This is a genomic window from Rossellomorea sedimentorum, from assembly GCF_046237645.1.
Lineage (GTDB): Bacteria > Bacillota > Bacilli > Bacillales > Bacillaceae_B > Rossellomorea > Rossellomorea sedimentorum.
Map to the genome: position 1 here is coordinate 137,366 of NZ_CP143546.1, position 26,944 is coordinate 164,309.

Here is a 26,944-nt window from a genome sequence, read left to right on the forward strand (position 1 = left end):
ATAAATGCTGGATTTTTTGGAAAAGATTATAAAATAATAGCTCGTTATGTGGAAAATGAGGTTTTATGGAGTAAAACCCTTTTTCTTTTTGTCTTATGGTAGAGTGGTTGTGCTGCTTTAAGACCTATAGAGGCAACCAAAACGTTTGATTTGAGGGGTGAATCAGTTGACAGGTCAACTAGTTCAGTATGGACGACACCGCCAACGCAGAAGTTTTGCGCGTATCAGTGAAGTATTAGATTTACCAAATTTAATCGAAATTCAAACATCCTCCTATCAATGGTTTCTTGATGAGGGATTAAGAGAGATGTTTCGCGACATTTCTCCGATTGAGGACTTCACTGGTAATCTTTCCTTGGAGTTTATTGACTACAGCCTTGGAGAGCCTAAATACTCGGTGGAAGAATCAAAAGAGCGAGATGTAACATATTCAGCGCCGTTAAGGGTAAAGGTCCGTTTGTTAAACAAGGAAACCGGCGAAGTTAAGGACCAAGATGTATTTATGGGTGATTTTCCGTTAATGACGGATACGGGAACATTTGTGATCAATGGGGCCGAGCGCGTTATTGTATCACAGCTTGTCCGTTCGCCTAGTGTCTACTTCAGCGGCAAAATGGACAAAAACGGCAAGAAAGGCTTCACTGCTACCGTTATTCCAAACCGCGGTGCGTGGCTGGAATATGAAACAGATGCGAAAGATGTAGTGCATGTGCGTATTGACCGCACACGTAAATTACCGGTCACGGTTCTTTTGCGTGCACTTGGGTTTGGGTCTGATCAAGAAATCATCGATCTGATTGGTGATAATGAATATATCCGCAATACACTTGAAAAGGATAACACAGAGGGTATTGAGAAAGCGCTTCTTGAAATCTATGAGCGCCTTCGTCCGGGTGAACCGCCTACAGTTGAAAATGCAAAGAGTCTATTAGTTTCACGTTTCTTTGATCCTAAGAGATATGATCTGGCAAATGTAGGCCGCTACAAAATGAATAAAAAGCTGCACATCAAAAACCGTCTTTTCGGACAGACTCTTGCGGAAACGCTGGCAGATCCGGAAACAGGTGAAATTGTAGCTGAGAAGGGTACAGTGCTTGACCGTCGTGCCCTTGATAAGATCATTCCTTACTTGGAAAACGGCATCGGCTTCAAAACCTATCAGCAATCAGGCGGGGTTTTGGAAGAAGATGTAGTTCTTCAGTCTATTAAAATCTACTCTCCTAATGAAGAGGGAGAGAAAGAGATCAATGTTATCAGTAACGCTTTTGTAGAAGAAGAAATCAAGCACATTACACCTGCTGATATCATTTCTTCTATCAGTTACTTCTTTAACCTGCTTCACGGAGTCGGTGATACGGACGATATCGACCATTTAGGAAACAGACGTCTTCGTTCTGTTGGCGAATTGCTTCAAAACCAATTCAGAATCGGTCTTTCCCGTATGGAGCGTGTGGTTCGTGAAAGGATGTCCATTCAGGATGCCAACACAATCACTCCGCAGCAATTGATTAATATCAGACCGGTTATTGCTTCTATTAAGGAGTTCTTCGGAAGTTCACAGCTATCACAGTTCATGGACCAAACAAACCCGCTTGCTGAACTGACTCATAAGAGACGTCTATCGGCATTGGGACCTGGTGGTCTCACTCGTGAGCGTGCAGGCTTTGAAGTACGTGACGTTCACTACTCCCACTATGGTCGTATGTGTCCGATCGAAACGCCGGAGGGTCCGAACATCGGATTGATCAACTCATTATCTTCTTTTGCAAAAGTGAACCGTTTCGGTTTCATTGAAACTCCTTACCGCCGTGTCGACCCTGATACAGGCAAGGTAACGAACCGTATGGATTACTTGACTGCGGATGAGGAAGATAACTATGTTGTGGCACAGGTGAATGCCCGCCTGAGCGACGATGGCTCATTCCTTGACGAGGAAGTCATTGCACGTTTCCGTGGTGAGAACACAGTTGTTAAGCGTGAACGCATCGACTATATGGATGTATCGCCGAAACAGGTAGTGTCTGCTGCGACAGCATGTATTCCTTTCCTTGAAAACGATGACTCGAACCGTGCCCTTATGGGAGCGAACATGCAGAGACAGGCTGTGCCATTGATGAATCCTGAGTCCCCTATTGTAGGTACGGGGATGGAACACGTTTCCGCTAAGGATTCTGGTGCTGCAGTCATCTGTAAGCATGAAGGTATCGTAGAACGTGTAGAAGCAAAACAAGTTTGGGTACGCCAAATCAAAGAAATTGATGGCCAGGAAGTAAAAGGCGATCTAGATAAATACAGAATGCAGAAATTCATCCGTTCCAACCAAGGAACTTGTTACAACCAGCGTCCGATCGTAAGTGAAGGCGACAGGGTTACAAAAGGTGAAATTCTTGCTGATGGACCTTCAATGGAAAAAGGTGAACTTGCTCTTGGACGCAACGTCATGGTTGGTTTCATGACTTGGGACGGTTATAACTATGAAGATGCGATCATCATGAGCGAACGTCTTGTAAAAGATGACGTTTATACTTCCATCCATATTGAAGAATATGAGTCTGAATCCAGAGATACAAAACTCGGACCGGAAGAAATTACAAGAGATATCCCGAATGTCGGTGAAGACGCGCTTCGCAATCTCGATGAACGCGGAATCATCCGTGTCGGTGCCGAAGTAAAAGACGGCGATCTTCTAGTTGGTAAAGTGACGCCTAAAGGTGTAACGGAACTTACTGCAGAAGAAAGGCTGCTTCATGCCATCTTTGGTGAAAAAGCACGTGAAGTGCGCGACACTTCTCTTCGTGTGCCTCATGGCGGCGGCGGTATCGTCCTGGATGTCAAAGTCTTCAACCGTGAAGACGGAGATGAACTTCCTCCAGGTGTAAACCAACTGGTTCGTGCGTATATCGTTCAGAAACGTAAGATTTCTGAAGGAGATAAGATGGCCGGACGACATGGTAATAAGGGTGTTATCTCGCGTATTCTTCCAGAGGAAGATATGCCGTTCCTTCCTGACGGAACACCAATCGATATCATGTTGAATCCATTAGGGGTTCCTTCACGTATGAATATCGGACAGGTGCTTGAGCTTCACCTCGGTATGGCTGCAAGATATCTGGGAATCCACGTTGCTTCGCCAGTATTTGACGGTGCGCGTGAGGAAGATGTCTGGGCTACAATTGAAGAAGCAGGTATGGCGAGAGACGCGAAAACGGTTCTTTACGATGGACGTACTGGTGAACCATTCGATAATCGTGTGTCAGTAGGTATCATGTACATGATCAAGCTGGCTCACATGGTTGACGATAAGCTACACGCCCGTTCAACTGGACCTTACTCACTTGTTACGCAGCAGCCATTGGGCGGTAAAGCTCAATTCGGCGGACAGCGTTTCGGAGAGATGGAGGTATGGGCGCTGGAAGCATACGGAGCTGCTTATACACTGCAAGAAATCCTTACAGTTAAATCTGATGATGTTGTCGGTCGTGTGAAGACATATGAAGCGATTGTCAAAGGTGAAAATGTACCTGAACCTGGAGTCCCTGAATCATTCAAAGTATTGATCAAAGAACTTCAAAGCTTGGGTATGGATGTTAAGATCCTTTCAAGCAACGATGAGGAAATCGAAATGCGTGACTTGGAAGATGAAGAGGAATCACAACAGGCAGATACTTTAAATATCGCAGACAAGGATGAACAAGAATCCGAAACAGTTGGGTCAAAAGAGTAATCGGATTCTGGGCAATTAGGGTTAGAACCTGTAGATTAAAAGGGAGGTAGGCCCCTTGCTAGATGTAAATAACTTTGAATATATGAAAATCGGCCTTGCATCACCTGATAAGATTCGTTCTTGGTCATATGGTGAAGTCAAGAAGCCGGAAACAATTAACTATCGTACGTTAAAACCTGAAAAAGACGGCTTGTTCTGTGAGCGTATTTTCGGACCTACTAAGGACTGGGAATGTCATTGCGGTAAATACAAGCGCGTCCGTTATAAAGGTGTTGTCTGTGACCGCTGTGGAGTAGAGGTTACAAAAGCAAAGGTGCGCCGTGAAAGAATGGGGCATATCGAGCTTGCTGCACCTGTATCACATATCTGGTACTTCAAAGGAATTCCAAGCCGCATGGGACTTGTCTTAGACATGTCCCCGCGTGCCCTGGAAGAAGTCATTTACTTCGCTTCCTATGTTGTGACAGAGCCAGGAGATACGGCACTTGAGAAGAAACAGCTTCTTTCTGAAAAAGAATACCGGGCTTACCGTGAAAAGTACGGGGTGAAGTTCCAGGCGGCGATGGGGGCTGAAGCAATCAAAAAGATCCTTCAGGACATCGACCTGGACAAAGAAGCCGATTTCTTGAAAGAAGAACTGAAAACTGCTCAAGGTCAACGCCGTACCCGTGCAATTAAACGACTAGAAGTTGTTGAATCTTTCCGTAACTCAGGCAATAACCCTGACTGGATGATTCTTGATGTACTTCCTGTCATTCCGCCGGAACTGCGCCCGATGGTCCAGTTAGATGGTGGACGTTTTGCAACATCAGACCTTAATGATCTTTACCGCCGTGTAATCAACCGCAACAACCGTTTGAAGCGCTTATTGGACCTTGGCGCACCGAGCATCATTGTCCAAAACGAAAAGCGTATGCTTCAGGAAGCTGTTGATGCGTTGATCGATAACGGCAGAAGAGGACGTCCGGTAACGGGTCCTGGTAATAGACCATTGAAATCTCTTTCTCATATGCTGAAAGGGAAACAGGGACGTTTCCGTCAAAACCTTCTAGGAAAACGTGTTGACTACTCAGGCCGTTCGGTAATTGTTGTTGGTCCTAACTTAAAGATGTACCAATGCGGGCTTCCGAAGGAAATGGCGCTCGAGCTTTTCAAACCGTTTGTCATGAAGGAATTGGTTGAGAAAGGCATTGCCCACAACATCAAAAGTGCAAAGCGTAAGATTGAAAGAATTCAGCCTGAGGTATGGGATGTGCTTGAAGAGGTAATCAAAGAGCATCCTGTATTACTTAACCGTGCCCCGACTCTTCACAGATTGGGAATCCAGGCATTTGAACCGACACTGGTAGAAGGAAGAGCAATCCGTCTTCACCCACTTGTTTGTACTGCATATAATGCAGACTTTGATGGTGACCAGATGGCTGTCCACGTACCATTGTCAGCTGAAGCTCAGGCTGAAGCAAGAATGCTTATGCTTGCAGCTCAAAACATCCTTAACCCGAAAGATGGTAAACCAGTCGTAACACCTTCCCAGGATATGGTTCTTGGTAACTACTACCTGACGATGGAGCGCGAAGGTGCCAAAGGTGAAGGAAGCACATTTGCCGATGCTAACGAAGCATTGATTGCTTACCAGAACGGATATGTACACTTGCATTCCCGTATTGCCGTGGCAGCAAGTTCGGTTAACAACAAGACATTCACTGAAAAACAAAACAAACAGCTTCTATTAACGACTGTTGGTAAAATTATTTTCAATGAAATTCTTCCGGACAGCTTCCCTTATATCAATGAACCGACTCAGAGCAATCTTGAAACGGTTACTCCTGATCAATACTTCGTTGATCCGACAACGGACATTAAGGAAGAGTTCAAGAATAGAGAACTGATCAATCCATTCAAAAAAGGATTCCTTGGTAATGTTATCGCTGAAGTCTTCAAACGCTTCGCGATCACTGAAACATCCCGCATGCTAGACCGCATGAAGGACCTTGGATTCAGATACTCTACAAAAGCTGGTATCACTGTAGGTATCGCTGACATCGTGGTATTAGGCGAAAAAGAAGAGATCCTGAAAGAAGCTCAATCTAAAGTTGATAACGTGCTGAAACAGTTCAAGCGCGGTTTGATCACAGAAGATGAGCGTTATGACAGAGTAATCTCCATCTGGAGTGCTGCCAAGGACACAATCCAAGGCAAATTAATGGCTACACTTGATAGAAGCAACCCAATCTTCATGATGAGTGATTCCGGTGCCCGTGGTAACGCATCTAACTTCACTCAGCTTGCAGGTATGCGCGGACTGATGGCCAACCCGGCTGGACGTATCATTGAGCTTCCTATCAAATCCAGTTTCCGTGAAGGTTTAACAGTATTGGAGTACTTCATCTCCACTCACGGTGCCCGTAAAGGTCTTGCCGATACGGCACTTAAGACGGCTGACTCAGGTTACCTTACTCGTCGCCTTGTCGACGTTGCGCAGGATGTCATCGTCCGTGAGGAAGACTGTGGAACTGACCGCGGTCTGCATGTAGCTTCCATTAAGGATGGCACAGAAGTTATTGAGCCTCTTGAAGAACGTCTGGTTGGACGCTATTCCCGCAGAGCTCTTAAACACCCTTCTACAAACGAAGTAATCGTAGAAGAAAATCAATTGATTACACAAGATCTGGCTAAGACAATCGTTGATGCCGGCATTGAAACTGTTTATATCCGTTCTGCCTTCACATGTAATACACGTCATGGTGTATGTGAGAAGTGTTATGGAACAAACCTTGCTACAGGCCAAAAAGTAGAGGTAGGGGAAGCTGTTGGTATCATCGCTGCCCAGTCTATCGGTGAGCCTGGAACACAGCTTACAATGCGTACCTTCCATACAGGAGGGGTTGCCGGAGACGATATCACTCAGGGTCTTCCGCGTATCCAGGAGATCTTCGAGGCACGTCATCCGAAAGGTCAAGCTGTCATTTCTGAAATTGAAGGTGTCATTACTTCCATATCAGAAGGCAAGGACCGTCAATACGAAATCACTGTTCAAGGTGAAGTGGAAACTAGAACCTATACAGCTCCATATACTGCCCGCTTGAAATTCGGTGTCAACGACCGTGTGTTGAGAGGTCAGGAGCTTACTGAAGGTTCCATCGATCCAAAAGAACTATTGAAAGTCCGCGATGTAAATGCTGTTCAGGAATACTTGCTGCGTGAAGTTCAGAAAGTATACCGTATGCAGGGTGTTGAAATCGGCGATAAGCACGTAGAGGTAATGGTACGTCAAATGCTGAGAAAAGTACGAGTAATCGATGCAGGTGAAACGGATGTTCTGCCTGGTACATTACTCGACATCCACCAGTTTACGGATGCCAATGAAAAAGCGATCCTTGAAGGTTCCGTACCAGCTACAGGCCGCCCTGTATTGCTTGGAATCACAAAAGCATCTCTTGAAACAGACTCATTCTTGTCTGCCGCATCCTTCCAGGAGACAACTCGTGTCCTTACAGATGCAGCGATCAAAGGCAAGCGTGACGAACTTCTCGGCCTGAAAGAAAATGTCATCATCGGTAAACTTGTTCCAGCCGGAACAGGAATGCAGCGCTACCGCAAAGCAGAACCGTTGATGGAAGAAGAAACAGAAGAGACAGTAACAGTAGAATAATTTATAATTGGCACACTGTATCCATATGCTGTCATTAAGAATTCCAATATGATTTAACCGCTTTTCAGCTCTATTTATTGTTGGAGCGTAAGGTGTACGACCTCCCGCGAGCCCCGCGGAGTCGTACACCTGGAGCGGAAATCATTTAGAATCTTAAATAAACAGTATATAAATACAAAGCCTTTATAAATTATTTCTTTCTGTTGTTGACAATAGATTTCTAAGATGATAATATATTCAAGGTTGCTCCTATATTGTAACCTGTTACTTTGGAGGATGAATTTATGTCTTATGAAAAAGTATCACAGGCTAGTGAAATCATTGTAGGAACAAAGCAGACAGTCAAAGCTCTTAAAAGCGGTCTTGTATCGCAGCTGGTTGTAGCCGATGATGCTGATCGTAAAGTTACTTCCAAAGTCATACAAGCAGCCAACGACATGAACGTTCCTGTGACGCGAGTTGATTCCATGCGAAAGCTGGGGAAGTCATGCGGAATAGACGTTGGAGCCGCAGCTGTTGCTATTATTAAGTAAAATAGTTTTTGCAGCACTGATACTGCAAAGACTTTGTTTTTACACAAAAATGAACCACCTGGATGTGTGGGCTTATAAAAAGCAAGAAGGGAGGATATTTACATGCCTACTATTAACCAATTAGTGCGTAAACCACGCCAGTCTAAATCAACAAAGTCTAACTCACCTGCATTGAACAAAGGTTACAACAGCTTCAAAAAAGTGAACACTAACCTTTCTTCTCCACAAAAACGCGGTGTTTGTACTCGTGTTGGTACAATGACTCCGAAGAAACCAAACTCAGCGTTGCGTAAATACGCTCGTGTACGTTTAACAAACGGAATCGAGGTAACTGCATACATTCCTGGGATTGGACACAATCTTCAAGAGCACAGTGTTGTGCTTATCCGCGGCGGACGTGTTAAAGACTTACCGGGAGTACGCTATCACATCGTTCGCGGTGCGTTAGATACAGCTGGTGTTGAAGGTCGTATGCAAGGCCGTTCTAAATACGGTACTAAGCGTCCTAAAGCAGCGAAAAAATAATTAAACAAGAACTTAACGAATAGATAACTTTCGTTGAAAGGAGGAAAACACATGCCACGTAAAGGTCCTGTAGCAAAAAGAGACGTATTGCCAGATCCAATGTACAATTCCAAACTAGTTTCTCGTCTAATCAACAAAATCATGATTGACGGTAAGAGAGGTAAAGCTCAAAAGAAACTATACGCAGCATTTGATATCATTGCTGAGCGTACTGGTAAAGATGCAATGGAAGTATTCGATCAAGCTTTGAAAAATATCATGCCGGTATTGGAAGTAAGAGCTCGTCGTGTTGGTGGTGCAAACTACCAGGTTCCTGTAGAAGTTCGTCCTGAGCGTCGTACTACTCTAGGTCTTCGTTGGTTAGTAAACTACTCTCGTCTTCGCGGTGAAAAGACAATGGAAGAGCGTTTAGCTAACGAAATCCTTGATGCAGCTAATAACACTGGTGCTTCTGTTAAGAAGCGTGAAGATATGCACAAAATGGCGGAAGCTAACAAAGCATTCGCTCACTATCGCTGGTAATCTTCTACTATATAAACTAATTTTCATTAATGGAAGGAGAAAGACGACATGCCTAGAGAGTTCTCCTTAGAAAAGACTCGTAATATCGGGATCATGGCTCACATCGATGCCGGTAAAACAACTGCAACAGAGCGTATCCTTTTCTATACTGGACGTATTCACAAAATCGGTGAAACTCACGAAGGTGCTTCCCAAATGGACTGGATGGAGCAGGAGCAGGAGCGTGGAATCACGATCACTTCTGCTGCGACAACAGCTTCTTGGAAAGACCATCGTATCAACATCATTGATACACCAGGACACGTAGACTTCACAGTTGAAGTTGAACGTTCCCTTCGTGTACTTGATGGTGCAGTAGCAGTTCTAGACGCTCAGTCTGGAGTTGAGCCTCAAACTGAAACAGTTTGGCGCCAAGCAACAACTTATGGTGTTCCTCGTGTTGTATTCGTAAACAAGATGGATAAAATCGGTGCAGACTTCCTATACTCTGTAGGAACTTTGCATGACCGTCTTCAAGCGAATGCACATCCTGTACAGCTTCCAATCGGTGCTGAGGATGAATTCGAAGGAATCATCGACCTTCTGGAAATGAAAGCTTATTTCTATGAAGATGATTTGGGAACACGTGCTGAAGCTCGTGAAATTCCTGATGAGTACAAAGATCAAGCTGAGGAATACCGCGGCAAGTTGATTGAAGCGGTAGCTGACCTTGATGAAGAACTTATGATGAAATACCTTGAAGGTGAAGAGTTCACTAATGAAGAACTAAAAGCTGCAGTACGTAAAGCTACATTAACAGTAGACTTCTACCCTGTACTTTGTGGTTCTGCATTCAAAAACAAAGGTGTTCAGTTATTGATCGATGCTGTTATCGATTACCTGCCGGCTCCAACTGATGTTGCTGACATTAAAGGTATGCTTCCAGATACAGAAGAAGAAGTAACTCGTCCTTCAACAGACGACGCTCCTTTCTCTGCATTGGCGTTCAAAGTAATGACTGACCCTTATGTTGGTAAACTTACATTCTTCCGCGTATATTCCGGAACATTAGATTCTGGTTCTTACGTACAAAACTCCACGAAAGGCAAGCGTGAGCGTGTAGGACGTATCCTGCAAATGCATGCTAACTCTCGTGAAGAAATCTCAACAGTATATGCTGGAGACATCGCTGCTGCAGTTGGTCTTAAAGACACAGCTACTGGTGACACTCTATGTGATGAAAAGAGCCTTGTTATCTTGGAATCAATGGAATTCCCAGAGCCGGTTATCTCTCTATCTGTTGAACCTAAGTCAAAAGCGGATCAAGATAAAATGACGACTGCACTTCAAAAGCTTCAAGAAGAAGATCCTACATTCCGTGCGCATACTGACCAGGAAACTGGACAGGTTATCATCGCAGGTATGGGTGAACTTCACTTGGATATCATCGTGGATCGTATGAAACGCGAATTCAAAGTTGAAGCTAACGTTGGTGCGCCTCAGGTATCTTACCGTGAGACTTTCCGCGGCTCTGCTAAGGTTGAAGGTAAATTTGCCCGTCAATCTGGTGGTCGTGGACAATTCGGACACGTTTGGATCGAGTTCTCTCCAAACGAAGAAGGAAAAGGCTTCGAATTCGAAAACGGAATTGTCGGAGGGGTAGTTCCACGTGAATACATCCCTGCAGTACAAGCTGGTTTACAAGATGCCATGGAAAATGGTGTCATTGCCGGATATCCGCTAATCGATGTAAAAGCTAAACTTGTAGACGGTTCATACCATGATGTCGATTCTTCTGAAATGGCCTTTAAAGTAGCTGCATCTCTTGCACTTAAAAACGCAGTTTCTAAGTGTGATCCAGCAATCCTTGAGCCAATGATGAAGGTTGAAGTCGTAATCCCAGAAGAATACATGGGAGATATCATGGGAGATATCACATCTCGCCGTGGACGCGTTGAAGGTATGGAAGCACGCGGTAACGCGCAAGTAGTTAAAGCGTTCGTTCCACTTTCTGAAATGTTTGGTTATGCAACTTCATTGCGTTCTAACACGCAAGGTCGCGGAACATACTCTATGCACTTCGACCACTATGAAGAAGTACCTAAATCAATCGCTGAAGAAATCGTTAAAAAAAATAAAGGTGAATAATTGATTTATTCGCTGTAATCAAGTATAAATACTAGTGTAAGCTATGGTGTCTAGGAAGGTGGGGTAACTGCCTTCTGATAACCATATGAAATATACTTATTCTTTTAAAAATCAAAGGAGGATTTCCTAATGGGTAAGGAAAAATTCGATCGTTCCAAGCAACATGCTAATATCGGTACAATTGGTCACGTTGACCATGGTAAAACTACATTAACAGCTGCTATCACAACTACTCTTCACAAGAAGTATGGTCGTGGAACAGCTATGGCTTATGACCAAATTGATGGTGCTCCAGAAGAAAGAGAGCGCGGTATCACAATCTCTACTGCACACGTTGAGTACGAAACTGATACTCGTCACTATGCACACGTTGACTGCCCAGGTCACGCTGACTACGTTAAAAACATGATCACTGGTGCTGCTCAAATGGACGGCGGAATCCTAGTTGTTTCTGCTGCTGATGGCCCAATGCCACAAACTCGTGAGCACATCCTTCTTTCTCGCCAAGTTGGTGTACCATACCTAGTTGTTTTCATGAACAAATGTGATATGGTAGACGACGAAGAGCTTCTTGAACTAGTAGAAATGGAAGTACGTGACCTTCTTTCTGAATACGACTTCCCTGGTGACGATGTACCAGTAATCAAAGGTTCTGCTCTTAAAGCTCTTGAGGGAGACCCACAGTGGGAAGAGAAAATCTTCGAACTAATGGAAGCTGTAGATAGCTACATCCCAACTCCAGAGCGTGACACTGAAAAGCCATTCATGATGCCAGTTGAGGACGTATTCTCAATCACTGGTCGTGGAACAGTTGCTACAGGACGTGTTGAGCGTGGACAAGTTAAAGTTGGAGACACTGTAGACATCATCGGTCTTTCTGATGAGCCTAAATCTACTACTGTAACAGGTGTAGAAATGTTCCGTAAACTTCTTGACTATGCAGAAGCTGGAGACAACATCGGTGCACTTCTTCGTGGAGTATCCCGTGACGATATCCAACGTGGACAAGTACTTGCTAAGCCAGGTACAATCACTCCACACACAAAGTTCAAAGCAGAAGTTTATGTTCTTTCTAAAGAAGAAGGTGGACGTCACACTCCATTCTTCACTAACTACCGTCCTCAGTTCTACTTCCGTACAACTGATGTAACTGGTATCTGTAATCTTCCTGAAGGCGTAGAAATGGTTATGCCTGGAGATAACATCGAAATGACAGTTGAACTAATCTCTCCAATCGCTATCGAAGAAGGTACTAAATTCTCTATCCGTGAGGGTGGACGTACTGTAGGCGCTGGAGTAGTTGCTTCTATCCAAGAGTAATCTTACTCTTACGATAATATAAAGCAGATGGGATCCGGAGCCCATCTGCTTTTTTATATGCTCTTTTAGGGTTAAATATGCCATTGTTCTACAAGAAAGACATCAGAGTTGAGATAACGATTAATATAAAGTGGTATGATAACTCCTGTATCGAGCTTAAACTAGGTAAAGATAATGAAAAGTAATAAACGTACCCCTAGAGAGAGGACAAGAGGCAGGAAGGGTAACGAATAAGTAATAAACGCACCCTTAGAGAGAGGAAAAAAGGCAGGAAGGGTAACGGAAAAGAAGTAAACCTATCCCTAGAGAGAGAAAAGAAGGCAGGAAGGGTAACGTAAAAGAAGTAAACGTACCCCTAGAGAGGATAATAAAGAGTGAAAGGGTAACAAAGAAGAAACGTTACAGACTGTGAATAGAAATTGTATTGATCAATGGTAACTTAATTTGAGCATAAGAAATGCCGTAACACATTTAATTCCTCTAAAAAACCTCTCCTGAAATAAACAATTTATCAAAGGATGTAATAAAGTTAATTCCACTTTAAAGAAACGCATTGTTATAAGAGAATCCATATCAATATTAAAATTTTATATAGCTTTCATAAACCAACGAACCAACCCATACCATCCCGCCCGACCGGCAGCTTGCCTGTTTACACAAAAGAATAAGCCGTTAACCCCAACATATATAACTCTTAGAACAACCAGCAATCACTCTTATAAAAACCATCTAAAAATACCAATACCACCAGTCTCAGCAACAACCTACAAACGAGTTTCTTCTATAATATAGCCACATATTAATATTCTCCCCATTCTCTAAACGCAATTACATAACATATCAAAACAAAAGCCTATAGAAATATTTTGAAATCTCCATGTACCCTTGCAAACATCTGTAGAGATTTGTATAATTGTAAAAGTGCACTAATCACAAAGATATTCAAGAAAAGGTTGCATATCCGCAGTGATTTAGGTATAATAGACAATGTTGGTCTTTGACTGCGATGAAATGGAAGGTTGCTGACACACCCGGCCGCTTTGCCATGGCGAGTGTGTGGGAAATTTCCATGGAGAATGTCTATCTTAAAGTAGGCGATAAAGGAGGGAAAATAATGGCAAAACAAAAAATTCGTATCCGTTTAAAAGCGTATGATCACAGAATCCTTGATCAATCAGCAGAGAAAATTGTTGAAACAGCTAAGCGTTCTGGTGCGGCGGTTTCCGGACCAATCCCGCTACCGACTGAGAAGTCTGTTTACACAATCCTTCGTGCGGTTCATAAGTACAAAGATTCTCGTGAGCAATTCGAAATGCGTACGCATAAACGCTTAATCGATATTGTTAACCCAACACCACAAACGGTTGATGCGCTAATGCGTTTAGATCTTCCATCTGGTGTCGATATTGAAATCAAACTTTAATTACTATACAAAAACAATTCAGGAGGTGTGACTCATGACCAAAGGAATCTTAGGTAGAAAGATCGGTATGACTCAAGTTTTTGCTGAAAACGGTGATCTTATCCCGGTAACTGTTATCGAAGCAGCTGGAAACGTTGTTCTTCAAAAGAAAACTGTTGAAGTTGATGGCTACGAAGCTATCCAAATCGGTTTTGAAGACAAACGTGACAAGCTTTCTAACAAACCAGAAAAAGGACACGTTGCTAAAGCAGAAACTGCTCCTAAGCGCTTCATCCGTGAATTCCGCGGAGTAAACTCTTCAGAATATGAAGTAGGTCAAGAAGTCAAAGTAGAAATTTTCGCTGAAGGCGATATCGTAGATGTAACAGGAATTTCAAAGGGTAAAGGTTTCCAAGGTGCTATCAAGCGTCATAACCAATCCCGCGGACCAATGTCCCACGGTTCTCGTTATCATCGTCGTCCTGGTTCAATGGGACCAGTTGATCCAAACCGTGTATTCAAAGGTAAATTACTACCTGGACGCATGGGTGGAGAGCAAATCACTATCCAAAACCTTGAAATCGTCAAAGTTGACGCAGAGCGTAACTTGCTGTTAGTAAAAGGAAATGTTCCTGGACCTAAAAAAGCAATGCTTAAAGTCAAAACAGGCGTAAAAGCAAAATAATAAAACTTTCTCGGAAAGGAGGAAACACGAATGCCGAAAGTAGCATTATTTAACCAAAGCGGATCACAAGTTGGTGATGTAGAACTTAATGATTCAGTATTTGGTATCGAACCAAATCAAAACGTACTTTATGAAGCTGTTATCATGCAAAGAGCATCTCAGCGTCAAGGTACAAGCAAAGTAAAAGGCCGTTCTGAAGTAAGAGGCGGTGGACGTAAACCATGGCGTCAAAAAGGTACTGGACGTGCACGTCAAGGATCGATCAGATCTCCACAATGGCGCGGCGGTGGTACTGTATTTGGACCGGTTCCACGCAGCTACAGCTACAAACTTCCTAAGAAAGTTCGTCGCTTAGCTATCAAATCTGCTCTTTCTACTAAGGTAGTTGAAGAGAACATTCTTGTACTAGAATCTCTTGTTTTTGATGCTCCAAAAACAAAAGAATTCGCTAACGTATTGAAAAACCTTTCAGTTAACTCTAAAACACTAGTGGTTACAGAAGGTTCTGAAGATAACGTAGCACTATCAGCACGTAACATTCCTGGTGTAACAGTTGTTGCAGCTAACGGAATCAGCGTACTGGACGTTGTTGCTCATGATAAACTAATTATCACTAAAGCAGCAGTTGAAAAAGTAGAGGAGGTGCTTGCATAATGGATGCACGCGATATCATTAAGCGCCCCGTAATTACAGAACTTTCAACTGATCTTATGGCTGATAAAAAATACACTTTTGAAGTCGACACTAGAGCGAACAAAACTCAAGTTAAAGATGCAGTTGAAGAAATCTTCGGCGTTAAAGTTGCAAAAGTGAACGTTATGAATTACAAAGGTAAATTCAAGCGTATGGGACGTCATGCTGGTTATACGAACAAACGTCGTAAAGCAGTCGTTACTCTTACAGCTGAAAGCAAAGAAATCGAATTCTTTGAAGTTTAATATTAAAAATTAGAAGAGGAGGGAAAAAACATGGCGATTAAAAAGTATAAACCAACCTCTAATGGTCGTCGCGGTATGACTTCATCTGATTTTGCAGAGATCACTACTGACAAACCGGAAAAGTCATTGCTAGCGCCTTTACACAAAAAAGGCGGCCGTAACAACCAAGGTAAGTTAACAGTTCGTCATCAAGGCGGCGGTCATAAGCGTCAATACCGTATCATCGATTTCAAACGTGATAAAGATGGTATACCAGGACGCGTTGCTACAATTGAATATGATCCTAACCGCTCAGCAAACATTGCGTTAATCAACTATGTAGATGGAGAAAAGCGTTACATCCTAGCACCTAAGACACTTCAAGTAGGTATGGAAGTAATGTCTGGTCCTGAAGCAGATATCAAAGTAGGTAACACTTTACCACTTATCAACATCCCTGTAGGTACTGTAGTTCATAACATCGAACTAAAACCAGGTAAAGGCGGACAATTGGTTCGTTCTGCTGGTACATCTGCACAGGTTCTTGGTAAAGAAGGTAAATACGTACTTGTACGTTTAAACTCTGGTGAGGTTCGCATGATCCTTTCAACTTGCCGCGCGACTGTAGGTCAAGTTGGTAACGAACAACACGAACTGATCAACATCGGTAAAGCAGGTCGTTCTCGCTGGTTAGGCAAGCGCCCAACTGTACGTGGATCTGTAATGAACCCTAACGATCACCCACACGGTGGTGGTGAAGGACGCGCTCCTATCGGACGTAAATCTCCAATGTCTCCATGGGGTAAACCAACTCTTGGATTCAAGACTCGTAAGAAGAAGAGCAAATCTGACAAATTTATTGTGCGCCGTCGCAAAAAATAACGGGATTGAACTACGGTTCATACAAAGAGCCGTAGAACAATCACGAAGGGAGGTTCAAACATGGGTCGTAGCTTAAAAAAGGGACCTTTTGTTGATGATCATTTGATGGACAAAATCGAGAAATTGAACGAAGGCGACAAGAAGCAAGTTGTTAAAACTTGGTCTCGCCGTTCAACAATCTTCCCGAATTTCATCGGTCATACAATCGCAGTTTATGATGGTCGTAAACATGTGCCAGTATACGTTACAGAAGATATGGTAGGACACAAGCTTGGTGAATTTGCACCATCTCGTTCTTACAAAGGTCATGGAAATGATGACAAGAAAACAAGACGCTAATTGAGAGGAGGGTATCCTAATGCAAGCTAAAGCTGTCGCTAAAACAGTTCGTATTGCTCCTCGTAAGGTACGTTTAGTGGTTGATCTAATCCGAGGTAAGCAAGTAGGTGAAGCTGTAGCGATTTTAAATCTTACTCCTAAAGCTGCTTCTCCAGTAGTAGAGAAAGTATTAAAATCAGCTATCGCTAACGCAGAACATAACTATGACATGGACGTGAACAACTTAGTCATCTCTGATGCCTTTGTTAACGAAGGTCCAACAATGAAACGCTTCCGCCCTCGTGCGATGGGACGCGCAAGCCAAATCAACAAACGCACAAGCCACATCACAATCGTGGTATCAGAAAAGAAGGAGGGATAATTCGTGGGTCAAAAAGTACATCCAGTCGGACTGCGTGTAGGAGTTATTCGTGATTGGGAATCAAAATGGTACGCTGATAAAGATTATGCCAATCTTCTGCACGAAGACCTTAAAGTACGTGAATATATCGCGAAACGCCTAGTTGACGCTTCTGTTTCTAAAGTAGAAATCGAGCGTGCGGCAAACCGCATCAACATTACAATTCATACAGCAAAACCTGGTATGGTTATCGGTAAAGGTGGTACAGAGGTTGAAGCTTTACGTAAAGCTTTGAACGAGCTTACTTCTAAGCGTGTACACATCAATATCGTTGAAATCAAGAGAGCAGATCTAGACGCGAAACTAGTTGCAGAGAATATCGCTCGTCAATTAGAAAACCGTGTATCTTTCCGTCGTGCTCAAAAACAAACTATCCAACGTGCAATGCGCGCAGGAGCTAAAGGTATCAAAACTCAAGTATCTGGCCGTCTTGGCGGTGCGGATATCGCTCGTGCTGAACATTACAGCGAAGGAACAGTTCCACTTCATACACTTCGCGCTGACATTGATTATGCTCATGCTGAAGCTGACACAACTTACGGTAAGCTTGGTGTTAAAGTATGGATCTATCGTGGAGAGGTCCTTCCTGCTAAGAAGAAATCTGAGGAAGGAGGAAAATAATTATGTTATTACCTAAACGCGTTAAGTATCGTCGTGAACATCGTGGTAAAATGCGTGGTCGCGCAAAAGGCGGTCAAGAGGTTGCATTCGGTGAATACGGCCTTCAAGCTGTAGAAGCTTCTTGGATCACTAACCGTCAAATTGAAGCTGCACGTATTGCTATGACTCGTTACATGAAACGTGGCGGTAAAGTGTGGATTAAAATTTTCCCTCATAAGCCTTACACTGCAAAACCTCTAGAAGTCCGAATGGGTTCCGGTAAAGGTGCTCCTGAAGGTTGGGTAGCAGTTGTTAAACCTGGAAAGATCATGTTCGAAATTGCAGGTGTATCTGAAGAGGTTGCTCGTGAAGCACTTCGTCTTGCATCACACAAACTTCCTGTTAAAACTAAGTTTGTGAAACGTGAAGAAATTGGTGGTGAATCAAATGAAAACTAATGAAATCCGTGACCTAACCACTGCCGAAATTGATCAAAAAGTAAAATCTTTAAAAGAAGAACTATTTAACCTTCGCTTCCAGCTTGCGACAGGACAGCTTGAAAACACTGCCCGCATTCGCGAAGTACGCAAAGCGATCGCTCGTATGAAAACTGTAATCCATGAAAGAGAGATCGGCGTTAACAATCGATAAATGAGAGGAGGTTTGCAGAATGAGTGAACGCAACCAACGTAAGGTTTACACTGGACGTGTTGTTTCCGACAAAATGGATAAAACAGTTACAGTTCTAGTTGAAACTTACAAAAAACATTCACTATACGGCAAACGCGTAAAATACTCTAAAAAGTTCAAAGCGCATGATGAGCAAAATGAAGCTAAAACTGGCGATATCGTACGTATCATGGAAACTCGCCCGCTTTCAGCTACAAAACGCTTCCGTTTAGTAGAAGTAGTAGAAAAAGCAGTAATTATCTAATAAATGTTCGGATATTTGTTTTCCGAAGGGAGGTTACCTAGATGATTCAACAAGAATCTCGTTTGAAAGTTGCCGACAACTCTGGTGCTCGTGAAGTTTTGACTATTAAAGTCCTAGGCGGATCTGGCCGTAAGACAGCTAATATCGGTGATGTAATCGTATGTACAGTAAAACAAGCAACACCAGGTGGCGTTGTTAAAAAAGGCGACGTAGTAAAAGCTGTTGTTGTTCGTACTAAGAGCGGTGTCCGCCGTACAGACGGAACTTACATTAAGTTTGACGAAAACGCATGTGTAATCATCCGTGATGATAAAGGACCGCGTGGTACTCGTATCTTCGGACCTGTAGCACGTGAATTGCGCGAAAACAACTTCATGAAAATTGTATCATTAGCTCCAGAAGTTCTTTAATAGAACCTATTGTGCGTTAAGAGGAGGTGCGACTAATGCATGTTAAAAAAGGCGATAAAGTAATGGTTATCACAGGTAAAGACAAAGGCAAAACTGGTGTTGTGTTATCAGCGCTGCCTAAGAAAGACCGTGTGATTGTAGAAGGAATCAATGTTATCAAAAAACATTCAAAGCCTTCTCAAGCGAATCCACAAGGTGGAATCATCAGCCAAGAGGCACCTGTTCATGTATCGAATGTAATGCTGCTTGACCCTAAAACGAACGAACCAACTCGTGTAGGATTCAAGAAGGTTGATGGTAAAAATGTACGTGTAGCAAAAAAATCTGGTGAAGTTCTAGATAAATAGTTCAAAGTAGAAGGGAGGTACTCAAATGAACCGCCTAAAAGCAAAATTTAATGACGAAATTACTCCAGCTCTAATGAGCAAATTCAACTATAAATCAGTTATGCAGGTACCTAAGATCGAAAAGATCGTAGTTAACATGGGTGTCGGCGATGCTGTTCAAAATGCAAAAGCATTGGACACAGCTGTAGAAGAATTAACACTAATCACTGGTCAAAAACCAGTTGTAACTAAAGCAAAAAAATCTATCGCAGGTTTCCGTCTTCGTGAAGGTATGCCTATCGGTGCGAAAGTAACACTTCGCGGCGAGCGCATGTATGAGTTCCTAGATAAATTAATCTCTGTATCTCTACCACGTGTACGTGACTTCCGCGGTATTTCTAAAAAAGCATTCGATGGTCGCGGTAACTACACTCTTGGTGTAAAAGAGCAGCTGATCTTCCCAGAGATCGATTATGATAAAGTTTCCAAAGTACGCGGAATGGATATCGTCATCGTAACTACTGCAAACTCTGATGAAGAATCACGTGAGTTATTGACTCAATTCGGAATGCCATTTCAAAAGTAATCTCTAAATAAGGGAGGCGAAAATGTGGCTAAAAAATCAATGATCGCAAAACAAAAACGTGAACCTAAGTACAAAGTTCAAGGATACACTCGCTGTGAGCGTTGTGGCCGTCCACATTCAGTAATCCGCAAATTCAAACTTTGCCGTATCTGTTTCCGTGAACTTGCATACAAGGGTCAAATTCCTGGCGTTAAAAAAGCTAGCTGGTAAAACCCTATATTGGGAAGGAGGTAAATTATTATGACATTGACAGATCCAATTGCAGATATGCTTACTCGCATCCGTAATGCGAACATGGTACGTCACGAGAAGCTAGAAATACCTGCTTCTAACATCAAAAAAGAAATCGCTGAAATCCTTAAACGTGAAGGTTTCGTGCGTGACGTGGAATTTGTAGAAGATAACAAGCAAGGTGTTATCCGCATTTTCTTGAAATACGGTTCTAACAACGAACGTGTAATCACTGGATTAAAGCGTATTTCTAAACCAGGTCTACGCGTATATGCGAAAGCTAATGAAGTTCCTAAAGTACTTAACGGTCTAGGTGTAGCTCTTGTTTCAACTTCTCAAGGAGTGTTGACTGACAAAGAAGCTCGCGCTAAGCAAGTCGGTGGAGAAGTACTAGGATACGTTTGGTAATATTTTTTGAAATGAATGGAGGTGCAACAGTATGTCACGTGTAGGTAAAAAACCTATCGAGGTGCCAGCAGGCGTTACAATTACTACTGATGCCAATAAAGTAACTGTAAAAGGTCCTAAAGGTGAATTGTCTCGTACATTCAGCCCGGATATTAATGTAGAAATCCAAGAGAACGTAGTAAACATCACTCGTCCTTCTGAATCAAAAGAGCATCGTGCTTTACATGGAACGACTCGCGCTTTGATCGCAAACATGGTTGAAGGTGTTTCTAAAGGATTTGAAAGAAATCTTGAACTTATCGGTGTAGGTTACCGTGCTCAAAAACAAGGAACGAAACTTGTATTGAACGTTGGTTACTCTCACCCGGTTGAATTCGAACCAGAAGCTGGTATCGAAATCGAAGTTCCTGCTAACACAAAAATTTCAATCAAGGGTATCGACAAAGAGCGCGTTGGTGCAATTGCTTCCAACATTCGCGCTGTACGTCCTCCTGAGCCTTACAAAGGTAAAGGTATCCGTTACGAAGGCGAATACGTACGCCGTAAAGAAGGTAAAACAGGTAAATAATGCCGCTTAGGCAGTAGAAAGGAGTGACCTTAATGATCACTAAGCCATCTAAAAACAAAACGCGTAAGAAAAGACACGCACGTGTACGTTCAAAGATCACAGGTACTGAACAACGTCCTCGTCTAAACGTATATCGCTCAAATAAAAACATCTACGCTCAATTGATCGATGATGTAAATGGTGTAACTTTGGCAAGTGCTTCTACTGTAGATAAAGAAATCAACCTTGATTCTACTGGTAATGTAGATGCTGCAGCTCAAGTCGGTGAACTAATTGCCAAACGTGCAACTGAAAAAGGTTTGAAATCTGTAGTATTTGACCGTGGGGGTTACCTATATCACGGTCGCGTAAAAGCATTAGCAGATGCAGCTCGTGAAAACGGCTTAGAATTTTAATAAAAAAGGAGGGACATATAGATGCGTCGTATTGATCCAAACAAACTAGAACTAGAAGAACGCGTAGTAACGATCAACCGTGTTGCGAAGGTAGTTAAAGGTGGACGTCGTTTCCGCTTCGCTGCTCTTGTAGTAGTTGGAGATAAGAACGGTCACGTAGGTTTCGGTACTGGTAAAGCTCAAGAGGTGCCGGATGCTATCCGCAAAGCGATTGAAGATGCGAAGAAAAATCTTGTTGAAGTACCTATGGTAGGTGGAACGACTCCTCACCAAGTAATCGGTCGTTTTGGTGCTGGTGAGATCCTTATCAAGCCTGCTTCTGCCGGTACAGGAATCATCGCTGGTGGTCCAGTCCGTGCGGTACTTGAACTTGCTGGTGTACAGGATATCCTGTCTAAATCACTGGGGTCCAACACTCCGATCAACATGATCCGTGCTACAATTGCTGGATTAAAAGAACTAAAACGTGCTGAGGACGTAGCTAAATTACGTGGTAAATCAGTAGAAGAACTGTTAGGATAAGGAGGGATAACGATGGCAAACAAACTAGAAATTACCCTCACTCGCAGTGTGATTGGTCGTCCGAAAGATCAACGCGAAACAGTAAAGGCTCTAGGCTTACGTAAGCTTCATCAAACAGTTGAACAACAAGATAATGCCGCTATCCGCGGTATGATCAATAAGGTTGCTCACTTAGTCACGGTTAAAGAAGCTTAATTAGATTCTTTGTAAATAAGGAGGTGCCGACATGAAATTACATGAATTAAAACCTGCAAAAGGTTCTCGCAAAGAGCGCAATCGTGTAGGCCGTGGTATCGGTTCCGGTAATGGTAAAACATCCGGAAAAGGTCATAAAGGTCAAAACGCCCGTTCTGGCGGCGGAACTCGTCCTGGTTTCGAAGGTGGTCAAACACCTCTATTCCAACGTCTTCCTAAGCGCGGTTTCACAAACATCAACCGCAAAGAGTACGCAATCGTTAACCTTGACGCATTAAATCGCTTTGAAGATGGAACTGAAGTTACACCTGAGCTTCTAATCGAGACTGGTGTAGTAAGCAGCGAAAAAGCTGGAATCAAGATTCTTGGTAAAGGTAATATTGAGAAAAAGCTTACAGTAAAAGCAAACAAATTCTCATCTACTGCTAAAGAAGCAATCGAAGCTGCTGGCGGTAAAACTGAGGTGATTTAATGTTTCAGACAATCTCCAATTTTATGCGCGTGGGTGATATAAGAAACAAAATTATTTTCACCCTACTTATGTTAGTAGTCTTTCGCTTAGGTACTTTTATTCCAGTACCAAGTGTGGACGCAGAAGTACTGAAAATGCAAGAACAGGCCGGGTTGATCGGCTTCCTAAATACATTCGGCGGAGGAGCGCTACAAAACTTCTCGATCTTTGCTATGGGGATCATGCCGTATATCACAGCATCTATCATTGTGCAGCTTCTGCAGATGGATGTTGTGCCTAAATTTACGGAATGGTCCAAGCAGGGGGATGTTGGCCGCCGTAAATTAGCTCAGTTTACCCGCTATTTCACTATCGTATTAGGTTTTATCCAGGCACTGGGTATGTCATACGGATTCAACCAATTATACGGTGGATTCTTAATCCCGAACCCAAGCGTTGCGACGTACCTGTTAATTGCATTAATTTTAACTGCCGGTACGGCGTTCTTATTGTGGTTAGGTGAACAAATCACTGCCAAAGGTGTTGGAAACGGTATTTCGATCTTGATTTTCGCAGGTATCGTAGCAGCTATCCCTAATGCAGTAAACCAATATTATGCTTCACAGCTTGAGGGCGCTGGTGAACAGTTGTTCCTTCGTATTGTTGTGACATTATTGATCTTATTAGCAATCGTGGCTATCGTAGTCGGTGTTATCTTCATTCAGCAGGCACTTAGGAAGATTCCTATTCAATACGCTAAGCGTTTGGTGGGAAGCAGTGCGGCCGGACAGAACACTCACTTGCCATTGAAAGTTAATGCTGCAGGTGTAATTCCGGTAATCTTCGCGATTTCCTTCATTATTACACCGCAAACCATCGCATCGTTCTTTGGTACGAATGATGTAACAAGTACGATTCAATATGTATTTGATTATACTCAGCCGATCGGAATGATCATCTATGTTGCGTTAATCATCGCATTTACGTACTTTTATGCTTTCATTCAAGTTAACCCTGAGCAAATGTCAGAGAACTTGAAGAAGCAAGGTGGTTACATTCCGGGAATACGCCCAGGTAAAAACACTCAAGAGTATTTGACAAGGGTATTATATCGTCTGACTTTTGTCGGAGCGATATTCTTAGCTGTCATTTCCATTCTTCCTGTTTTCTTCATTAAGTTTGCAGGGTTACCTCCTGCAGCTCAAATTGGAGGAACAAGCTTGCTGATCGTTGTGGGTGTTGCACTCGAAACGATGAAAGGGCTGGAAGCTCAGTTGGTGAAACGCCACTATAAAGGCTTCATTAAATAATAAAAGGTTTTGGGGACTCTGGTTCCCTGAAACCCTAATAGAGACTGAGGTGGAATTCGAGTGAATATAGTATTAATGGGCTTGCCAGGTGCTGGTAAAGGTACTCAGGCTGAAAGAATCGTCGAGAAATATGGAATTCCACATATCTCGACTGGCGATATGTTCCGCGCCGCTATGAAAGAGGAAACGGAACTAGGCTTGAAAGCAAAATCCTTTATTGATAAAGGTGAACTGGTACCGGACGAAGTGACGATCGGTATCGTTCAGGAGCGTCTAAGCAAAGAAGATGCTCATAAAGGATTCCTGTTGGACGGTTTCCCAAGAACGGTTGCCCAGGCAGACGCTCTTGAAAACATCCTTGATAACCTTGGCAAGAAAATTGATTATGTGATTAACATCCAGGTAGATAAAGAAGTCTTGATGGAGCGCCTGACAGGCCGCCGCATCTGCAAAAACTGTGGTGCGACTTATCACCTTGTGTTCAATCCTCCAAGTGAAGATGGCGTTTGTGACCGCTGCGGCGGAGAACTTTATCAGCGTGCTGATGATAATGAAGAAACGGTCCAGAACCGCTTGGATGTCAATATCAAACAAACTCAGCCTCTTCTTGATTTCTATCAGGATAAAGGCTACCTAGTAAATATCGACGGCCAGAGAGATATCAACGAGGTATTCTCTGAGATCGACGACCTTATCGGGAGCTCCCGCTAATGATCATTTGTAAAACTCCTCGTGAGATAGACATCATGCGTGAAGCAGGTAAGATTGTCGCACTCACTCACAAGGAATTGCAAAAGCATATTGCCCCGGGAATAACGACTGGTGAATTGGATTCAATTGCAGAAAAATTCATAAGTCAAAATGGTGCAATTCCTTCTTTTAAAGGTTATAATGGGTTTCGTGGCAGCATTTGTGCTTCCGTAAACGATGAGTTAGTCCATGGAATTCCCGGTGACCGCACGTTGCAAAACGGAGATATAATCAGCATCGATATCGGTGCGAAATATATGGGTTACCATGGTGATTCAGCTTGGACTTATCCTGTTGGAACTATAGATGACGAAACTCAAAGACTGCTGGATGTAACTGAGGAATCATTATATCTTGGCTTGAAAGAAGCAAAACCAGGTGAACGTCTATCGAACATCTCTCATTCGATTCAGACTTATGTTGAAGCAGAAGGGTTTTCCATTGTTCGTGAGTATGTCGGGCACGGTGTTGGTCAAGACTTACATGAGGACCCGCAAATTCCTCATTATGGTCCTCCTAACAGAGGTCCGCGCCTAAAACCTGGTATGGTACTTGCTATTGAACCTATGGTGAATGCAGGCAGTCGTTATGTAAGAACATTGGCTGATAACTGGACAGTGGTTACAGTTGATGGTAAAATGTGTGCGCACTTTGAACACACAATTGCGATTACAGAAGAAGGTTACGAGATTTTAACGAAAGCCTAAGTGAAGGTGATCTGATTGATCGAGTCCGATACGACTCCGTGTATAGGACAAATCGTTTCAACCAAAAAAGGAAGAGATGCCGGGCAGTACTCGGTTATTATCCAGCAAGTGGATGAACGGTTTGTGTTAATTGCCGATGGAGATAAACGAAAGTTTGATCGTCCTAAGAAAAAAAACATTCAACATCTCTATTTTCACAATTATATTTCTCCGGAAGTTCAGAACAGTTTAGTAGAAACTGGGCGAGTGACAAATGGAAAACTGCGTTACGCTCTAACGAAGTTTTTGAACGAAGTCTTAGATGATGTTAAGAAGGGAGACGAATTCGATGGCGAAAGATGATGTAATTGAAGTGGAAGGCACAGTCGTAGAAACTTTGCCTAACGCTATGTTTAAGGTAGAATTAGAAAATGGTCATACTGTACTTGCCCACGTATCTGGTAAAATTCGTATGCACTTCATCCGAATCCTGCCAGGGGACAAAGTTACTGTGGAACTATCTCCATATGACCTGACTCGCGGAAGAGTCACTTATCGTTATAAATAATCTATTGCACTCCGTACTCTCAAGGAGGTTAGAATAAGATGAAAGTCAGACCATCTGTAAAACCGATCTGCGAAAAATGTAAAGTTATTCGCCGTCGCGGTAAAGTAATGGTTATCTGTGAAAACCCTAAACACAAACAAAAACAAGGCTAATAAAGAAGGAGGTGCGCGCTTACTATGGCACGTATTGCTGGTGTTGATATCCCACGTGACAAACGTATTGTCATTTCACTAACATACATTTATGGTATTGGTAAAAATACAGCTCAAAAGATCCTTGCAGAAGCAGGTGTTTCTGAAGACACTCGCGTTCGCGATCTAACTGATGATGAGCTTGGTAAAATCCGTGACATCGTTGACAAATTGAAAGTTGAAGGAGACCTTCGTCGTGAAATCTCCCTTAACATCAAACGTCTAATGGAAATCGGTTCTTACCGTGGTCTTCGCCACCGCAGAGGCTTACCGGTTCGCGGTCAAAATACTAAAAACAACGCTCGTACTCGTAAAGGTCCTCGTAAGACTGTAGCGAACAAGAAAAAATAATAGGTAAAGGAGGTTACATCTTAAAATGGCACGTAAAACTAACACTCGTAAGCGTCGTGTGAAAAAGAATATCGAATCTGGTATTGCACACATTCGTTCTACATTCAACAATACAATCGTTATGATTACAGACGTTCATGGTAATGCTGTAGCATGGTCAAGTGCAGGTTCTTTAGGATTCAAAGGTTCTCGTAAATCCACTCCTTTCGCTGCACAAATGGCTGCTGAAACTGCTGCAAAAGCATCCCAGGAACATGGACTAAAAACTCTTGAAGTAACAGTTAAAGGACCTGGTGCAGGCCGTGAAGCAGCAATCCGTGCTCTTCAAGCTGCTGGACTTGAAGTTACTGCAATCAGAGACGTTACTCCAGTTCCTCATAATGGATGTCGTCCACCAAAACGTCGCCGTGTTTAATTTCTCTGTATAAAATTCG

General features: G+C 42.9%; 36 protein-coding genes. All 36 read left to right on the forward strand.

Features of this window, described 5'->3' with window-relative positions; genetic code table 11:
* Positions 1 to 166: 166 nt before the first annotated feature.
* The 36 genes from rpoB (at position 167) to rpsK (ending at position 26,925) form a co-directional block, all read left to right on the forward strand.
* Positions 167 to 3,724 carry a DNA-directed RNA polymerase subunit beta gene (gene rpoB, locus V1502_RS00700; protein ID WP_409252525.1) on the forward strand — a complete coding sequence of 1,186 codons (3,558 nt, stop codon included), beginning with the start codon at positions 167 to 169 and terminating at the stop codon, positions 3,722 to 3,724.
* A gap of 55 nt (positions 3,725 to 3,779) precedes the next feature.
* Positions 3,780 to 7,376, forward strand: coding sequence for a DNA-directed RNA polymerase subunit beta' (rpoC, locus tag V1502_RS00705; protein ID WP_409252526.1), 3,597 nt, complete (start codon positions 3,780 to 3,782; stop codon positions 7,374 to 7,376).
* A 284-nt stretch (positions 7,377 to 7,660) separates the two neighbouring features.
* Complete coding sequence (locus V1502_RS00710) at positions 7,661 to 7,909, forward strand: 50S ribosomal protein L7ae-like protein (RefSeq protein WP_409252527.1); 249 nt, start codon at positions 7,661 to 7,663, stop codon at positions 7,907 to 7,909.
* Positions 7,910 to 8,011: 102 nt separating this feature from the next.
* Positions 8,012 to 8,434, forward strand: a complete 423-nt coding sequence (gene rpsL / locus V1502_RS00715) for a 30S ribosomal protein S12 (RefSeq protein WP_409252528.1) — start codon at positions 8,012 to 8,014, stop codon at positions 8,432 to 8,434.
* Between the two features lie 51 nt (positions 8,435 to 8,485).
* Positions 8,486 to 8,956 carry a 30S ribosomal protein S7 gene (gene rpsG / locus V1502_RS00720; protein ID WP_409252529.1) on the forward strand — a complete coding sequence of 157 codons (471 nt, stop codon included), beginning with the start codon at positions 8,486 to 8,488 and terminating at the stop codon, positions 8,954 to 8,956.
* 48 nt (positions 8,957 to 9,004) lie between these two features.
* Entirely contained in the window at positions 9,005 to 11,083 is a 2,079-nt protein-coding gene (fusA, locus tag V1502_RS00725; protein WP_409252530.1) for an elongation factor G, read from the forward strand.
* Positions 11,084 to 11,212: 129 nt separating this feature from the next.
* On the forward strand, positions 11,213 to 12,403 hold the full coding sequence (gene tuf / locus V1502_RS00730) for an elongation factor Tu (protein ID WP_409252531.1): 1,191 nt from the start codon (positions 11,213 to 11,215) through the stop codon (positions 12,401 to 12,403).
* 1,114 nt (positions 12,404 to 13,517) lie between these two features.
* Positions 13,518 to 13,826: a 30S ribosomal protein S10 gene (gene rpsJ / locus V1502_RS00735; RefSeq protein ID WP_007085291.1), complete on the forward strand. Its 309-nt coding sequence runs from the start codon at positions 13,518 to 13,520 to the stop codon at positions 13,824 to 13,826.
* Between the two features lie 34 nt (positions 13,827 to 13,860).
* The gene (gene rplC / locus V1502_RS00740; RefSeq protein ID WP_409252532.1) at positions 13,861 to 14,490 is read left to right on the forward strand and encodes a 50S ribosomal protein L3; all 630 of its coding nucleotides are present in this window, start codon (positions 13,861 to 13,863) and stop codon (positions 14,488 to 14,490) included.
* Between the two features lie 30 nt (positions 14,491 to 14,520).
* Positions 14,521 to 15,144: a 50S ribosomal protein L4 gene (gene rplD, locus V1502_RS00745; RefSeq protein ID WP_409252533.1), complete on the forward strand. Its 624-nt coding sequence runs from the start codon at positions 14,521 to 14,523 to the stop codon at positions 15,142 to 15,144.
* Complete coding sequence (rplW, locus tag V1502_RS00750; protein ID WP_409252534.1) at positions 15,144 to 15,428, forward strand: 50S ribosomal protein L23; 285 nt, start codon at positions 15,144 to 15,146, stop codon at positions 15,426 to 15,428. Before rplD ends, rplW begins: the two co-directional genes overlap by 1 nt.
* A gap of 30 nt (positions 15,429 to 15,458) precedes the next feature.
* Positions 15,459 to 16,289: a 50S ribosomal protein L2 gene (gene rplB, locus V1502_RS00755; RefSeq protein WP_409252535.1), complete on the forward strand. Its 831-nt coding sequence runs from the start codon at positions 15,459 to 15,461 to the stop codon at positions 16,287 to 16,289.
* A gap of 60 nt (positions 16,290 to 16,349) precedes the next feature.
* A complete protein-coding gene (rpsS, locus tag V1502_RS00760) occupies positions 16,350 to 16,628 on the forward strand; it encodes a 30S ribosomal protein S19 (RefSeq protein WP_409252536.1) in 279 nt (92 codons plus the stop codon).
* 19 nt (positions 16,629 to 16,647) lie between these two features.
* On the forward strand, positions 16,648 to 16,989 hold the full coding sequence (gene rplV / locus V1502_RS00765) for a 50S ribosomal protein L22 (protein ID WP_006838981.1): 342 nt from the start codon (positions 16,648 to 16,650) through the stop codon (positions 16,987 to 16,989).
* Positions 16,990 to 16,992: 3 nt separating this feature from the next.
* Positions 16,993 to 17,649: a 30S ribosomal protein S3 gene (gene rpsC / locus V1502_RS00770; RefSeq protein ID WP_119548617.1), complete on the forward strand. Its 657-nt coding sequence runs from the start codon at positions 16,993 to 16,995 to the stop codon at positions 17,647 to 17,649.
* A gap of 2 nt (positions 17,650 to 17,651) precedes the next feature.
* Positions 17,652 to 18,086, forward strand: coding sequence for a 50S ribosomal protein L16 (gene rplP / locus V1502_RS00775; protein WP_409252537.1), 435 nt, complete (start codon positions 17,652 to 17,654; stop codon positions 18,084 to 18,086).
* The gene (rpmC, locus tag V1502_RS00780; protein WP_113929762.1) at positions 18,076 to 18,279 is read left to right on the forward strand and encodes a 50S ribosomal protein L29; all 204 of its coding nucleotides are present in this window, start codon (positions 18,076 to 18,078) and stop codon (positions 18,277 to 18,279) included. Before rplP ends, rpmC begins: the two co-directional genes overlap by 11 nt.
* A 19-nt stretch (positions 18,280 to 18,298) precedes the next feature.
* The gene (gene rpsQ / locus V1502_RS00785; protein WP_006838979.1) at positions 18,299 to 18,562 is read left to right on the forward strand and encodes a 30S ribosomal protein S17; all 264 of its coding nucleotides are present in this window, start codon (positions 18,299 to 18,301) and stop codon (positions 18,560 to 18,562) included.
* Positions 18,563 to 18,603: 41 nt separating this feature from the next.
* Complete coding sequence (gene rplN / locus V1502_RS00790) at positions 18,604 to 18,972, forward strand: 50S ribosomal protein L14 (protein ID WP_119548616.1); 369 nt, start codon at positions 18,604 to 18,606, stop codon at positions 18,970 to 18,972.
* A 35-nt stretch (positions 18,973 to 19,007) separates the two neighbouring features.
* Positions 19,008 to 19,319, forward strand: coding sequence for a 50S ribosomal protein L24 (gene rplX, locus V1502_RS00795; RefSeq protein WP_119548615.1), 312 nt, complete (start codon positions 19,008 to 19,010; stop codon positions 19,317 to 19,319).
* 25 nt (positions 19,320 to 19,344) lie between these two features.
* A complete protein-coding gene (gene rplE / locus V1502_RS00800) occupies positions 19,345 to 19,884 on the forward strand; it encodes a 50S ribosomal protein L5 (RefSeq protein ID WP_409252538.1) in 540 nt (179 codons plus the stop codon).
* 24 nt (positions 19,885 to 19,908) lie between these two features.
* Positions 19,909 to 20,094, forward strand: a complete 186-nt coding sequence (locus tag V1502_RS00805) for a type Z 30S ribosomal protein S14 (RefSeq protein ID WP_119548613.1) — start codon at positions 19,909 to 19,911, stop codon at positions 20,092 to 20,094.
* 30 nt (positions 20,095 to 20,124) lie between these two features.
* Positions 20,125 to 20,523 carry a 30S ribosomal protein S8 gene (gene rpsH / locus V1502_RS00810; protein ID WP_119548612.1) on the forward strand — a complete coding sequence of 133 codons (399 nt, stop codon included), beginning with the start codon at positions 20,125 to 20,127 and terminating at the stop codon, positions 20,521 to 20,523.
* Between the two features lie 31 nt (positions 20,524 to 20,554).
* On the forward strand, positions 20,555 to 21,091 hold the full coding sequence (gene rplF / locus V1502_RS00815) for a 50S ribosomal protein L6 (RefSeq protein ID WP_409252539.1): 537 nt from the start codon (positions 20,555 to 20,557) through the stop codon (positions 21,089 to 21,091).
* A 32-nt stretch (positions 21,092 to 21,123) separates the two neighbouring features.
* Positions 21,124 to 21,486, forward strand: coding sequence for a 50S ribosomal protein L18 (rplR, locus tag V1502_RS00820; protein ID WP_409252540.1), 363 nt, complete (start codon positions 21,124 to 21,126; stop codon positions 21,484 to 21,486).
* A 21-nt stretch (positions 21,487 to 21,507) separates the two neighbouring features.
* Positions 21,508 to 22,008, forward strand: a complete 501-nt coding sequence (gene rpsE / locus V1502_RS00825; RefSeq protein WP_409252541.1) for a 30S ribosomal protein S5 — start codon at positions 21,508 to 21,510, stop codon at positions 22,006 to 22,008.
* A 12-nt stretch (positions 22,009 to 22,020) separates the two neighbouring features.
* Positions 22,021 to 22,203, forward strand: coding sequence for a 50S ribosomal protein L30 (gene rpmD, locus V1502_RS00830; RefSeq protein WP_409252542.1), 183 nt, complete (start codon positions 22,021 to 22,023; stop codon positions 22,201 to 22,203).
* A gap of 31 nt (positions 22,204 to 22,234) precedes the next feature.
* Positions 22,235 to 22,675 (forward strand): 50S ribosomal protein L15, encoded by a 441-nt coding sequence (rplO, locus tag V1502_RS00835; protein ID WP_409252543.1) that lies wholly within the window; start codon positions 22,235 to 22,237, stop codon positions 22,673 to 22,675.
* Positions 22,675 to 23,964 carry a preprotein translocase subunit SecY gene (gene secY, locus V1502_RS00840; protein WP_409252544.1) on the forward strand — a complete coding sequence of 430 codons (1,290 nt, stop codon included), beginning with the start codon at positions 22,675 to 22,677 and terminating at the stop codon, positions 23,962 to 23,964. Before rplO ends, secY begins: the two co-directional genes overlap by 1 nt.
* A gap of 60 nt (positions 23,965 to 24,024) precedes the next feature.
* Positions 24,025 to 24,675, forward strand: a complete 651-nt coding sequence (locus V1502_RS00845) for an adenylate kinase (protein WP_409252545.1) — start codon at positions 24,025 to 24,027, stop codon at positions 24,673 to 24,675.
* Positions 24,675 to 25,421 (forward strand): type I methionyl aminopeptidase, encoded by a 747-nt coding sequence (map, locus tag V1502_RS00850; protein WP_409252546.1) that lies wholly within the window; start codon positions 24,675 to 24,677, stop codon positions 25,419 to 25,421. The genes V1502_RS00845 and map overlap by 1 nt, the downstream gene beginning before the upstream one ends.
* 15 nt (positions 25,422 to 25,436) lie before the next feature.
* Positions 25,437 to 25,763 carry an RNA-binding protein gene (locus V1502_RS00855; protein ID WP_409252547.1) on the forward strand — a complete coding sequence of 109 codons (327 nt, stop codon included), beginning with the start codon at positions 25,437 to 25,439 and terminating at the stop codon, positions 25,761 to 25,763.
* Positions 25,750 to 25,968, forward strand: a complete 219-nt coding sequence (gene infA, locus V1502_RS00860) for a translation initiation factor IF-1 (protein WP_113929778.1) — start codon at positions 25,750 to 25,752, stop codon at positions 25,966 to 25,968. Before V1502_RS00855 ends, infA begins: the two co-directional genes overlap by 14 nt.
* 38 nt (positions 25,969 to 26,006) lie before the next feature.
* Positions 26,007 to 26,120 (forward strand): 50S ribosomal protein L36, encoded by a 114-nt coding sequence (gene rpmJ, locus V1502_RS00865; protein WP_000868344.1) that lies wholly within the window; start codon positions 26,007 to 26,009, stop codon positions 26,118 to 26,120.
* Positions 26,121 to 26,144: 24 nt separating this feature from the next.
* Positions 26,145 to 26,510, forward strand: a complete 366-nt coding sequence (gene rpsM, locus V1502_RS00870) for a 30S ribosomal protein S13 (protein ID WP_409252548.1) — start codon at positions 26,145 to 26,147, stop codon at positions 26,508 to 26,510.
* 25 nt (positions 26,511 to 26,535) lie between these two features.
* Positions 26,536 to 26,925, forward strand: coding sequence for a 30S ribosomal protein S11 (gene rpsK, locus V1502_RS00875; RefSeq protein WP_113929780.1), 390 nt, complete (start codon positions 26,536 to 26,538; stop codon positions 26,923 to 26,925).
* Positions 26,926 to 26,944 lie beyond the last annotated feature (19 nt).